This window comes from Clostridium simiarum (assembly GCF_018919175.1).
Lineage (GTDB): Bacteria > Bacillota > Clostridia > Clostridiales > Clostridiaceae > Clostridium_L > Clostridium_L simiarum.
In genome coordinates this window covers 140,055-153,425 of sequence record NZ_JAHLQL010000003.1, presented here as the reverse complement: position 1 = coordinate 153,425, position 13,371 = coordinate 140,055, and the positions used below count along the sequence as shown (strand labels likewise).

Below are 13,371 nucleotides of genomic sequence, written 5' to 3'. Positions count from 1 at the left end.
ATCTTGAATATATCTTCTCTTTTTATTATTCACTTTCAATTATTTTATAGTATGAATTTATTGTTATTTTGCAATAGACTAAATAAATTACAGTATAAGAGATTAATGTGAAAAATATGGGTTTAAACATATTTATAGTGCTTATAAAGCTTATTAAGTTTAATATAAGAATAGAATGTAAAACTCCTATGAAAAGAGGAATTAAAAAGAATAATACTACCTGCTTGTTTATGCATCTTTTGATCTCCTTTTCTGAAGCGCCTAAATTTCTTAATATATCATACTCGTATTTATCATCTGTGGCGTCAGAAAGTTGTTTAAAGAAAATCATACTAGCTGTACAAATTAAAAATATAAACCCTAAAAAGCTTCCACAAAACAAAATTGATCCAGAACCTTGAGCACTTACGTGATATATTTCATAAAAACTGGCAAAATTATTTTCTATAAGATTATGTTCATTAGGAGGGGTTAAGTTATTCTCCTTAATAATTTCATCAAATCTTGTTTTCAGTTCATTATTTAAGGCATTAGAACTTGTGGAGTTTTTTACTAAAAAGCCTTTAAATCTATATATTTTCTGATTTTCTTTTAAAGAGTTATATTCATTATTGTTAACTACTACAAGTCTTGATATTAGAGAGTCGTTTATAATATTTTTATTATAGTAACCAGCGATTTTATAGGATTTATTATTATTTGTTATTCTTATTATTGATTTTTTATAATCATTCACTATACCAGTGTAATAGTTAATATCTGTAATTAACACTTCGTTATGCTCTAAGTAATCAGGAGGAGATTCAAATCCTAATGCATTAGATAATTTTTTATATTCATCTAAGGAGATTACAGAAAATCTACTATCACTTTTTTGGAATGCTGTGGAACCAAGCTGAGGCCAGTTACCATTTACACGAATAAACGTAGCTTCAGTTTCTGATAGTAATCCATTATCAGGATACTTTTCTATAATGTTTCGCATCTCTTTATCAAAGGATGTTTCGTCAGAAATATAGCAAAAGGAGAAGGGCTCCTTAAGTGGTATATTTTGATTAACATAATGATAATAACTAAAAGCTGAGCCAACTGCTATTATAGTTCCAGCTATTAGTAGAGTTATATTTGCTAGGGCAAAGGCATTTTTTCTTAATCTATATAATAAACGGGAAGTAGATATCATATTAGCACTTTTATAGTAATGAAACTTATTTTTTTTAGAAAGCTTTACTATAAGCAAAATAAAGGTTGAATATATTCCATAAGTGGCTAAGGTGATATATGCTAAAGCTTTAAATATTTTAAAAAAGGATTCAGGGTTTAAACTAGCATTTATATAAAAGTCAACTATTGATGTATATCCTTTTACCATTAATGCTACAAATAAAATTGATAATAAAATTGATGCCTTTGGCTCTTTTAATAATGTTGTATCACCTTTAAAAAGTCGTAAGAGCTTAATTCTTTTTATTGAGATAAAGTTTTTTATAGAGGTAACCAAAAATACTATTAAGAATACATAGGTCGTATGTTTGATGGCTCTATAAGATAGATAGAACCTAGCGTTATTAGTATTTAATGACATAAGAGATAATAGTATCATTAAAAATAATTTTAAAAACACTATGCCAAGTAGGAGTCCCAAAATTAAAGCTAATAACCCTATTACAAGGGTTTCAAAAAATACCATAAACCCTAATGTTCTTTTTTTAACTCCTAACACAGAATATAAGGCAAATTCTTTACTTCTCTTTTTTATAAAAAAAGAGTTACAGTACCATAAAAACAATGCAGAAAAAAATATTAAAATTGAGTTCATGAAACTAAAATAAAGACTTGAATACTGAAAAAAATTACTTTCAGTAAGAAATTCACTTATATATTGGATATTTGAAAAGGTAAAGAATACTAAGACTATAAAGGTTAAAGATAAAAAATATAGTATATAGTTTGCTATATTTCTTTTTATATTTTTTATACTTATTTCTAATAATCCCATGAAGATACTCCTTTTTATTTTACTTATAAATTACAATATATTATTAATACTAATTATACATAAAAAGACTGCTTACAGAAAGGTCTGTAAGCAGTAAGTATATAAAAACACTAACTAAATTGGATATGATAGTGTTTAATATGGCTAGTTTTCTCTTACTATTTTATAGTAAGAATGAACAGTAACTATATAATAAATTCCATAAATTGCAGTATATACTCCAAAGGAAATTATTACAGGAATTAGTATATTAGAGTTCAAAATTTCTGAAAGGAGCTTTAATGCAAAGGATGCATGAGACAATCCTAATAACAAAGGAAGTAAAAATATAGTAAGTAGTTGTTTTGCAATAGATGTTTTCATTTCCTTTGAATTAACCCCTATTTTAGATAAAATAGCATAATTGGACTTATCTGAAGTTGCTTCTGAAAGCTGTTTAAAGAATATTATACTTCCAGTACATATAAGGAATACAAGCCCTAAGAATGCACCAATGAATATCATAAGTCCTGAAGCTTCTAGCCCGGCTCTATAGCCATCATAGAATTCAGAATAACCTTTAGAAGGATTTCCGGTAAGAGCCTTTTCTTCATCAGTTCTGTTTGGAGCTAATTTAGATAGCTTTTCAGAAAGTTCTTTAGCATCCTTTTCATTATCTACTCTATATAAGTTTATAGGTGATTTTGCATTTGTTTTATATAATTCATCATATACTTTATTATTTACAACTAGTATTTCGCCGAATAATATTAACTCACTATTTATCACAGATTCTTTAGAAAGTTCTTTTATTTTTATATCTTTATTTCCTTTTTCTGATATAAGCTTAAAAGTTTTATCTACAGGACTTTCTAAGAATTTATCCATGAATTGAGTTGAAACATAGATTCCTTCATCTTCCCCTAAGGAAATTTTTTTATCTCTTTCTAGAGCTTTATTTAAAGCATTATATTTTTCTTCTGATAGTACGTAGATAGATTCACTAGAAGTATTAACTATCTTGTCTTTTGATAAATTTGGTATTTCTCCATTGACTTTGATTAATTCTATAAATTCTGAAGCTAACAGCTTATTTTTTTCACTTTTATTTATAGTATCCTCTATAGCTTTTGTTAAGTTCTTATCTTCAGTAATAAAACTATAAGAAAAGGGAGCGGAATTCTTAGAGGTTATTTCATTATTGTAATAAAAACTATAAGTTGTACCCACTGCTGTTAAAGTTGTAGCACTTAACACTGCAATTGTAGCCAAGGTTCTTGCATTCCCTTTTATTCTAAATAAAAGCTGTGAGGTTCCAATCATATTGATACCTTTATAGAATCTACCCTTATTCCTCTTGGAGGCTTTAACCATAAATACAACAAAGGAAGAGAAGAAGAGATAAGAGCCACCTATAGTTAGGCCTAAAACTAAAAATATGGATATAGGGAAAAACTTAAACATATAATCTACTTGAGCAAATCTATATCCTAGAAAAATCATTACTATAGAAATTATAGCTACTATAAATGAAGCCTTAGGTGTTTTTTCACCAGATTGTTCTGCTCTGAATAAATCAACTAACTTAAATCTATATATGATGCTATAAGCATGCAATGAAGCGATTAAAAATAATATGAAGAATACAATTATAGTTTGAATTATTGCTTTAGGTATAATAGCAAAGGAAACCTTTATAGTATCTAATGCCATTAGTTTAACTAATATATCCATAAATAATTTAGATACTAATCCACCAGAAAGTATTCCTACAATTAAAGCGATAATTCCCATACATAGTGTTTCGTAAAATAACATTCTACCTATTTGATTCTTTTTAACTCCCATCATAGAATAAAGAGCTATTTCCTGTTTTCTCTTTCTTGTGAAGAAAGAATTAGAGTACCAAATAAATATAGCTGCAAAAACGGCTATAACTATGGAAGAAGCCTTAAAGGGTCCTGAAATCATTTTTGATGCCATAGCCCCCTCTATTTGTTTATTATATTGTATAGAAGTAAAAGTAAAGTAAATCATTATACTAAATGCCATGGAAACAAAATATAGGAAGTAATCATAAAAGTTCCTTTTAATATTTTTCATGGCAATATTAAATAAAGACAAATTAAACACCACCCTTTAGTATTAACATTACATATCAGCTACAGTGTTTCCTAAAGTGGATAACACATCTAATATTTTTTGGAAGAATTCTTTTCTTGATTGACCTCTTATAAGTTCTGTGAACAAAATACCGTCTTTTATAAATAGTATTCTCTTACAGTAACTTGCAGCAAAGGCATCATGAGTAACCATCATTATGGTGGCATTTTCTTTTTCATTAAGATCACTTAGAGTTTGAAGTATCTCAGCAGAGGACTTTGAATCTAAAGCCCCAGTAGGCTCATCTGCCAATACGAGAGCTGGATTTGTAATTATAGCTCTTGCAATTGCGGCTCTTTGCTTTTGTCCTCCAGACACTTGATAAGGATATTTATTTAAGGTATCCTCTATTCCAAAACTACTTGATATGTTTTTTACCTTTCTCTCTATCTCTCTTGGGCTAACCTTTGATAGGGCTAGAGGTAAAACTATATTTTCTTTTATAGTAAGAGTATTCAGTAGGTTGTAATCTTGAAATACAAAGCCTAGCTTATTTCTTCTAAAAGATGATAGTTTATCTTCATTCATTTTTGTAATATCATCTCCACCGATTATTACAGAGCCAGCAGAGGGGTTATCTATAGTAGAGATTATATTTAATAATGTGGTTTTACCAGCACCAGAAGGACCCATTATACCGACAAATTCTCCTTCTTTTATTTCTAAGTTTATATCATGTAAGGCTGTATATTTTACTCCTTTTGAGGCATATATTTTTTTTAAGTTTCTTGCAACTAATACATTTTCCATTATGTTTTCCTCCTAAATTTATAATTAATAAAACATCTTGCATCATAAAATAACTGTTTTATTGGTTTTTGCAAAATCACTTTATGGAGAGCTCTTCTTTACACATATTATTTTATAAAAATAAGGTAAATAGAACCATCTATTTACCTAACAAAAATCATATAATTGCTTACATTTTTGTAACCTTAAAATAATCTCCAAGCTTAGGGAAGATTATTTCCACCTGTGTATACTGTCCATATTCTGATTTTATTTCTATGATGTGACCAAGTTTTTTGCACATTTTTTCAGCTAAGTATAGTCCCATACCTGTGGATTTATTATAGATCCTTCCATTATATCCTGTAAAACCTTTATTAAATACTCTAGATAAATCTTCTGGCTTTATCCCTATACCATTATCTTTTATTATTAATCTTTTATTTTTTTCACCAAGTACTCCATAAATTTCTATGGAACCACCTTCCTTAGAGTACTTTAAGGAATTAGATAATACCTGATTTATTATAAATACAAGCCACTTTTTATCAGAAAGTACTGAGATTTCTAAGTGGTGCATGTTTAATCTTATTCTTTTATTGATGAAATTTTTAGCATTTTTCTTTATTAGATCTTTTATTACAATATCCAAAGACAGTTCATTTATGAAATAATCCTTTGAAAAGTCATCTATTTTGGAGTAATAAAGAGCTTGCTCCACATAGTTATCTATTTTTCTTAATTCTTCTTCGATACTATCTAAAGTATCTTCCATAGGTTTATTAAAACTGTTCTCTATTATTAAATTGCTTACAGCTATAGGGGTCTTTATTTCGTGAACCCAGGAAGTTATAAATTCCATATTTTCTACTTTATCCAAATATAATTTTTCTATTTTTTCATTTTGAAATTTGTAAATCTTTTTTACTAAGGAGTTATAAAACCTTTGTTCAGAGGTTATGCCATTAGGCAATGAACTATGTATTTCTTCTAAACCACTATTTATAAGATCATTTAAATCATCATAGTATTTTTTAAAATATAGGAATTCGACTACTAAATAAGATAAAAAGAATACAGTACAAAGAAAATTAATATATAATATATTATCAAAACTAACTCTTACAGAATGATCTAAGAAAATTATAAAAGATATAAAAAACATAATTATTACATAAAATAATATGAGAAACTTTCTATCTTTTAAATAATCTCTTACTCTCATGATACTATATAGCCTTGACCTTTTTTAGTTTTAATAAAATCATCAAGACCTATGTCGGAAAGTTTTTTTCTTAGCCTATTTATATTAACTGTAAGGGTATTGTCATCTACAAAGCTTTCATCTTCCCAAAGACTTCTCATTATTTTATCTCTACTCACTACAGTACCATTATTTTTCATAAGTATATATATTATTTTAAACTCATTCTTAGTAAGTTCTATTTTATCTTCTCCATGAAGCACTGTGCTATCTTTTAGGTTTAAAACTACTCCATTGTATTCTAATACATCAGAAGATACATCTGTGTAGGAGTAAGTTCTTCTAATAAGAGCATTGATTTTTGCCATAAGTACATCAAGAGAAAAGGGTTTTTGAACAAAATCATCTCCACCCATGTTTATTGCCATCACAATGTCCATATTGGTATTTCTAGAAGAAAGAAAAATAACGGGAACCTTAGATACTTCTCTTATTTTGTTACACCAATAAAATCCATCAAATAGGGGTAAATTTATATCCATAAGCACAAGATGTGGTTTTTCTTTTACGAAAACATTAAATACTTCATCAAAATCATCTACATAAACACCTTCAAATCCCCATCTTTGAAGGTTTTCTAAAACTATATCTCTTATCTTAGTGTCATCTTCTACCATCATTATCTTAAACATATGTATAGTACCTCCGCTAATATAATTATTAATTCTTTAATAATTATATTTTCATATACTTTACTTGTAAACTCAAGGGGAAAATATAAAATAAAAAAACAAACTGATTCCTTGGGGATGGAATCAGTTTGTTTTAATTTGAATTATATGGGGTTTAAATGTATGAATTTTATGGAAATCAATATTTTATGTGGTTGTCTTTCTTGTTACAAATATATTATATATGATTTCATAAATATAATTCCATTTATAAACCTTACAAATAAGAATTTAATCTTACATTTATGTAATAGATTTTAGGAGTAAATATCAGAAAACTCTATGTTTATTTTTTCTACATTTTGTTTCCATGAATTTTCATACATAGATTCTTCATCACAGTCCTCACATAAGGAGCAGGGAAGATTTATAATGAATTCAGAACCTTCTCCAGGGGTGCTTTCAACATGTAAGTTACCTTTATGCATCTCAACCAAAGATTTAACTAAAGAGAGACCTATACCACTTCCTGTAATATTAAGATGAGATGTTTTTTCAATTTGGCGAAATCTTTCAAATATAAGATCCTTTTTTTCTTCTGGGATACCGATGCCAGTATCTTTAACTGAAATTGTAAGGTAAGGATCATTATTATAGATATTAACAAATATAGAGCCACCTTCTGGAGTAAATTTTACAGCGTTTGCTAACAAATTCAACATAATTCTCTCTATCTTATCTGGATCACAACATATCACCTTTTCTTCTAATTCTGTATCGAATACAAGCTCTATATGTTTATCTTCAATATAGTTTGCTACAGATAAAGTAATATCTTCTATTATTTTTATTACTTCGTGATTTTTTAGAGATATATTATAAAATCCTGCATCAATTTTTGTTATATCTATTAAATTATTTACCAATCTTAACAGTCTATAACAGTTTTGTTTTATCATCTTATTATAATTTTTCAAACTTGAATCAGTAGAATTATTTAAATTACATTTTAGATTTAACATTTGCATAGCACTAAATATTATGTTAATAGGTGTTCTTAATTCATGAGATATATTAGCAAAAAATTCTGTTTTAACTTTATCGCTTTCAATGATCTTTTCTAATAGATCATTGCTAGCTTCATAATTTTTTTCTATTTCATAGCTTCGTATTCTTTGGCAGGCGTCTTTTACGAGTAATAAAGTTAAATCTTTACCTTCAGTGCTTATATTATATCTTTGTATATCCACAACCTTTTCTTCCCCGGTAGTGGAGCGAAAATACATATCAAATATGCTAAGTAAGTTGGGATCTTCTTTATTTGAAAGTTTATTTAAAAAATCCTCTTGAGAGCTAGAATTTAAAAAATTTATAAAAGGCTTACCTAAGATGTTGGTTATATTTTTGGAAGAGACCATCTTTAGAGCACTTTGATTTGCATAAAAAATACCTTTATCATCCTCCATAAATAAAGCTATAGGTACTAAATCCATCAGCGCATGATATCTTTTCTCATTATTACAAACTGTATGCTGAAGGCTATGTAACTTACTGATATTCTTAGATATGAATAATAAATAGTTGTTATGATTTGTATAAAAAACTTTAATAGTAACAAATTCACCTTGTGTTCTTAATTGTTGTTGAAATTGATAGTTGTTACTCTTACCATTTATAACATTTTCTACATTTAGTATATGATGGTTTTTAAACCTTTCTTTTAAGTTATCTATTAGCTCCACCTTTAGAGTATCATTAGAATCTTTAAGAAGTGTTAAATTGCTTTTAAGAAATAGATTATTTTCTGGATGATTTACATAACAAAGACTGCCATCTCTATTGAAAATAGCTATATCTTCATCGAAATAATTAAAAACATTGTAACTTTCAAAGTTATAATAGCTTTGATCCTGATTATTTAAATATTTAAATTTCCTTAATTTAAGGAAAAGCAAAGCAATTAAAATAACCAGAAAAATATAAATAACAATGGACACCCCCAAATAATCCATTTCAACTCCTCCTTGTAGAAACTTTGTCTTAAAATACTAAAGATATTTATTGGAGTAACTTTTTAATAATAATAAGTTACAATAGTACATATTCTATAAATATTTATAAAATCCTTTTAAATAAAGAATAAATTTGTAGAATTTAAGCATATATTTTCATTTATGTAAATATATTAAAAAAACCCTAAATAATTTAATATTCAGGGTTTTTTCTAATATAATAATTAAAGTATTAGCTATTCATAGTTATAGTGTTTTCTAGCATTGCTATTTCTGGTTCTGGAATCTCTCCATCAGTAGTATCTAGCATTGCTATTTCTGGTTCTGGAATCTCTCCATCAGTAGTATCTAGCATTGCTATTTCTGGTTCTGGAATCTCTCCATCAGTAGTATCTAGCATTGCTATTTCTGGTTCTGGAATCTCTCCATTAGTAGTATCTAGCATTGCTATTTCTGGTTCTGGAATCTCTCCATTAGTAGTATTTAGCATTGCTATCTCTGGTTCTGGAATCTCTCCATGGGTAACAACAATAGCAGTACCTATGATGGATGTAATTAAAGTCATGACTAATAACTTTTTTCTTAAATGTTCTTTCATGATTTTACCTCCTTTTAAATACACCTCTCAACATTATTATAAGGTAAATCTACAAAATATAGTAAAAAACTTATCGTATTATTAAGTCAAAATATGACAAATAATATTTAGAAAATTCGGATTATATGTACTTATATGTAATAATTTTAAAACTGAAGGTATTTCTTTTTATTTAAAAATTATAACCAATGAAAAGTAAAAGACTTTAATTGTTAGTTTAACTATTTTATAAACATTTACAAATTTTCTTGTGTTATTATAGAGTCATACAGTTATTTTTAAAGGGATGTGATCTTATGTTTAGGAAGTCTAAAAAAGTTTCTATACTATTGATTTGTATAATATTATTAACTGGATGTAATGCTTATGAAGCTCCGTCTTCCTTTATTGCATCCCCAAAGCTTTCTACAGAGGAAGGTAAAAATGCTTATGGAAATGTTAATATGGAAGATCTAAAACCACTAGCTCAAAAGTTTATGCCTAAAAATGCTAAACTATTAGAAGAAAGTAAAACTTCAACAAAGAAAAATATATTTCTTATTGATGTAAATGGAGATCTAAATGATGAATTAGTAGTTCTTTTTAAGGAAGATTCTAATTTTAAAAAGGGTTTCTTCGTCTTAGAAAAGAGATTTAATGGATGGCATAAAATATATGAAAAGAGTTTAGAGGGGAATTCTATTTCTTCTATGCAAACCATATCGGTAAAAGATAAGGAAGATAAAAGACTTCTGGTGGGTTATTTGATTTCGGGACATGCAGGTACAGATTTTTATTTATATGACTTTAAAAAAGAAAATGTGGAAGAAATACCTATAGGAAGATGGAATAAAATCGAAATTCTTAATACTGAAGATAAAGAAGAAGGTAAGAATTTTGTTTTTGGTGCCCAACTATACGAGGCTAGTGGCGATTATAGTAGCTATGTTATAGGTTTTGATGGAGAAAAATTTTATCTAGCAGAAGAATTTTATGATGATTATTATAAGAAAAATGTTGAATACTATAAAAATGAGATAGTCCAGCAATCTCGAAATGAGTTAAGTTGGTATTACTATATAGAATCCCAAATAAAAGCAAAGCAGTATGAAGATGCACTACAGTCTTTAAAAGAAGTACTAAAGTATAAAGAAGATAAAAAAGAAGAGTCTACAATAGAGGTTGGATACTATAAATTTTTAATATTGAGGGCTATGGCTTTTAATGGGTTAAGTGAGTATGATAAAGCTGTATCAATACTTGAAAACTTATTAAATGTTAGTCTATTAAGTGATAAAGACTATTTTTACAATGAACCTAAGGAATACTCTGTTTTGGATATATATTATGAGCTTGGGGTTGCTTATAAAGGCTTAGGAAAAAAAGATAAGGCTAAAGAGTCCTTTGATAATGCAATGTTATCCTTTGAAAAACTATCTAATGATGGATTCTTCTCTGAAAACGCTACTTCTAATATATTAAAGCAAGTAATGTATTATCCATTATCAAAAGAGATTAATAAATAATTAAAATATTAAGGAAAGTTTTTAAAAGTTAAAATTATAATTGAAAAATGTGAGATAAAGAAATCAGGGGGAGTTTTATGAATAGGATCTTGATTGTTGAGGATGAAGAAAATATAAGAAGTTTTATAAAGATTAATTTAAATATAAGTGGGTTTGAAGTAAGAGAGGCAGGTTCTGGGGAAGAAGCCTTAGATATTTGTTCAGAAGAAGTTTTTGATCTCATAGTTTTGGATATAATGCTTCCTGGAATAGATGGATATAAGACCTGCCAACTCATAAGGGAAAAGTATCCAGAAGTTGCAATAATAATGCTTACAGCAAAGAATCAGGATATGGATAAAATAATAGGACTAGAGTTAGGTGCAGATGATTATTTAACAAAGCCTTTCAACCCTACAGAACTTGTTTATAGAATAAGAGCTATATTGAGGAGGGTAGGAAGTAAGGTAAAAGAAGTAAAAGAAGATGTGATAAAAAATGGGGATTTATCTCTAGATGATAGATCGCAAAAGGTGTTTATAAAAAATAAAGAGGTGAAGCTTACGTTAAAGGAGTTTCAAATAATTAAATTATTTATGCATAACCTAGATAGAGCCTTTAGTAGAGATGAACTTTTAGATAATATTTGGGGAGAAGATTTTTATGGAGATATAAAAACTGTAGATGTTCATATAAGGCGATTAAGAGAAAAGATAGAGGATGATCCATCTAATCCTAAATATATAGAAACTGTTTGGGGATTTGGATATAGATTTAAAAGGGTATAGGGTATAATATGAGAGTTGTTAGAAATATTAAATTTAGGATTAGAAGCATTAAGTTTAGAATAATAGGATATTATTTTATAACAATACTTATTACTATATCTTTGTTAGGATTGGTACTTTGGATAGGTATAAAAGAATATTACTATAAGACTATGGAAAGTACATTAAAAGATCAGGTTAATCTGTCCACTAAGTTTTACTCTAAGTATTTAAACACGTCTGATGTAAAAAGAGTTTATGAAGATTTAGAAGAAAGCTTTTTTTCTAATTTAGATGTTGAAGTTCAGATATTAGACAGGGAAAGTAGAGTTATATGGGATGATTTAGGTATCGTTCCAGGAACAAGGCTTGATTATGCTGATATAAGAAGAGCACTTCAAAATGATACTGCTGTTTGGATCGGAAAACCTGATGGGTCATACTCTTCGAATAAGATAATGTCTGTATCTGCACCATTAAAGATAGATTCTAATATAATAGGAGTTCTAAGAGTTGTTAGCACTATGGATCTTGTAGATAATCTTTTAAAAAGCATTGGTATTTTAATAGCTTTTGTTGGACTTATAGTTATGGTAACCACTACTATACTTAGTGCAGTTATATCTAATACTATAACAAGACCTTTAAAGAAAGTAACTAATGCAGCTAAGTCCATGGCGAAAGGTCAGTTTGATTTAAAGGTTGAAAAAATATATGAAGATGAAGTGGGAACTATGGCAGAAACTTTAAATTACATGGCGCAGGAAATAAATAAGAGTGAAAAGCTTAAAAATGAATTCATATCCTCTATAAGTCATGAACTTAAAACTCCACTTACTTCAATAAAAGGATGGGCTTTGACTTTAAAGTTAAAAGAATTTACTGATGTAGAGCAACGAGAAAAAGGTTTAGATATAATAATCCAGGAAAGTAAAAGACTTAGCTTATTAGTAAACGAATTATTAGATTTTTCTAAGTTTGCTTCTGCAAAGATGAAGGTAACCTTAGAAGAAATGAATGTAGGAGACTTGCTAGAAGATATAGTCTTAGAAATGGAACCGAGGATTAAAAGAAGTAATATAAATTTAGAATATGATATTAAACCGCTACCTATTATAGAAGGGGATAGAAATAGGTTGAAACAGGTGTTCATAAATGTAATAGATAACTCACTTAAGTTCACAGAACCTGGAGGTACAATACAGATTAAAGCTGAACTTCAGGGAGATTTTATAGACATAAGTATAAAAGATAATGGGTTAGGAATTAAAACAGAGTATCTACCTAAAGTTAAAGAAAAATTCTATAAAGGTAATTCAAGTAAGCATGGAAGTGGATTAGGCCTTGCTATATCTGACGAAATAATAAATCTTCATGGAGGTTCTCTTGATATCATAAGTAAGTATAAGAATGGAACTGAAGTTAATATAAAATTAAAGGTGAGGAATTTATAAAGTTAAATTCCTCACCTAAAGGTTCTATAGAATAGTTATTTTGCTATACTATTTAAGATTATGCTCGTAAGCTTCTACCATTCTCTTAACCATTTCTCCACCAACGGAGCCATTTTGTCTTGAAGTTAAGTTTCCTTTATCTGTTTGCTCATAGTTAGTTAATCCTAATTCGTTAGCGATCTCCATCTTAAATTTGTTTAATCCTTGCTTTGCCTCAGGTACTACTAATCTGTTTGAACTATAATTATTGTTTGCCATTTTAAATTCCTCCTTTATTTGTTTGGTATTCTTATTTTGTACTGATTTGAATT

General features: G+C 28.0%; 11 protein-coding genes. 3 read left to right on the top strand and 8 right to left on the bottom strand.

The window, feature by feature from the left end:
* Positions 1-25: 25 nt before the first annotated feature.
* The 7 genes from KQI89_RS10560 to KQI89_RS10530 all read right to left on the bottom strand — a co-directional run bounded on the left by KQI89_RS10560 (position 26) and on the right by KQI89_RS10530 (position 9,355).
* Entirely contained in the window at positions 26-1,999 is a 1,974-nt protein-coding gene (locus KQI89_RS10560; protein WP_216457044.1) for an ABC transporter permease, read from the bottom strand.
* A 144-nt stretch (positions 2,000-2,143) separates the two neighbouring features.
* The gene (locus KQI89_RS10555) at positions 2,144-4,102 is read right to left on the bottom strand and encodes an FtsX-like permease family protein (protein WP_216457043.1); all 1,959 of its coding nucleotides are present in this window, start codon (positions 4,100-4,102) and stop codon (positions 2,144-2,146) included.
* A 27-nt stretch (positions 4,103-4,129) separates the two neighbouring features.
* Positions 4,130-4,891, bottom strand: coding sequence for an ABC transporter ATP-binding protein (locus KQI89_RS10550; protein WP_216457042.1), 762 nt, complete (start codon positions 4,889-4,891; stop codon positions 4,130-4,132).
* A gap of 169 nt (positions 4,892-5,060) precedes the next feature.
* A complete protein-coding gene (locus KQI89_RS10545) occupies positions 5,061-6,095 on the bottom strand; it encodes a sensor histidine kinase (RefSeq protein ID WP_216457041.1) in 1,035 nt (344 codons plus the stop codon).
* Complete coding sequence (locus tag KQI89_RS10540; RefSeq protein ID WP_032123503.1) at positions 6,092-6,766, bottom strand: response regulator transcription factor; 675 nt, start codon at positions 6,764-6,766, stop codon at positions 6,092-6,094. The genes KQI89_RS10545 and KQI89_RS10540 overlap by 4 nt, the downstream gene beginning before the upstream one ends.
* 296 nt (positions 6,767-7,062) lie before the next feature.
* Positions 7,063-8,757, bottom strand: coding sequence for a sensor histidine kinase (locus KQI89_RS10535; RefSeq protein WP_216457040.1), 1,695 nt, complete (start codon positions 8,755-8,757; stop codon positions 7,063-7,065).
* A gap of 232 nt (positions 8,758-8,989) precedes the next feature.
* A complete protein-coding gene (locus tag KQI89_RS10530) occupies positions 8,990-9,355 on the bottom strand; it encodes a hypothetical protein (protein ID WP_216457039.1) in 366 nt (121 codons plus the stop codon).
* Between the two features lie 296 nt (positions 9,356-9,651).
* On the opposite strand from KQI89_RS10530, the gene KQI89_RS10525 reads away from it, so the two are divergent.
* The 3 genes from KQI89_RS10525 to KQI89_RS10515 all read left to right on the top strand — a co-directional run bounded on the left by KQI89_RS10525 (position 9,652) and on the right by KQI89_RS10515 (position 13,060).
* Positions 9,652-10,860: a tetratricopeptide repeat protein gene (locus KQI89_RS10525; RefSeq protein WP_216457038.1), complete on the top strand. Its 1,209-nt coding sequence runs from the start codon at positions 9,652-9,654 to the stop codon at positions 10,858-10,860.
* 77 nt (positions 10,861-10,937) lie between these two features.
* The gene (locus KQI89_RS10520; RefSeq protein WP_032123506.1) at positions 10,938-11,627 is read left to right on the top strand and encodes a response regulator transcription factor; all 690 of its coding nucleotides are present in this window, start codon (positions 10,938-10,940) and stop codon (positions 11,625-11,627) included.
* An 8-nt stretch (positions 11,628-11,635) separates the two neighbouring features.
* Positions 11,636-13,060, top strand: a complete 1,425-nt coding sequence (locus KQI89_RS10515) for a sensor histidine kinase (RefSeq protein ID WP_216457037.1) — start codon at positions 11,636-11,638, stop codon at positions 13,058-13,060.
* A gap of 48 nt (positions 13,061-13,108) precedes the next feature.
* Here the strand turns inward: KQI89_RS10515 and KQI89_RS10510 are convergent, their stop codons facing one another.
* Complete coding sequence (locus tag KQI89_RS10510; RefSeq protein ID WP_032123507.1) at positions 13,109-13,318, bottom strand: alpha/beta-type small acid-soluble spore protein; 210 nt, start codon at positions 13,316-13,318, stop codon at positions 13,109-13,111.
* Positions 13,319-13,371: the final 53 nt, after the last annotated feature.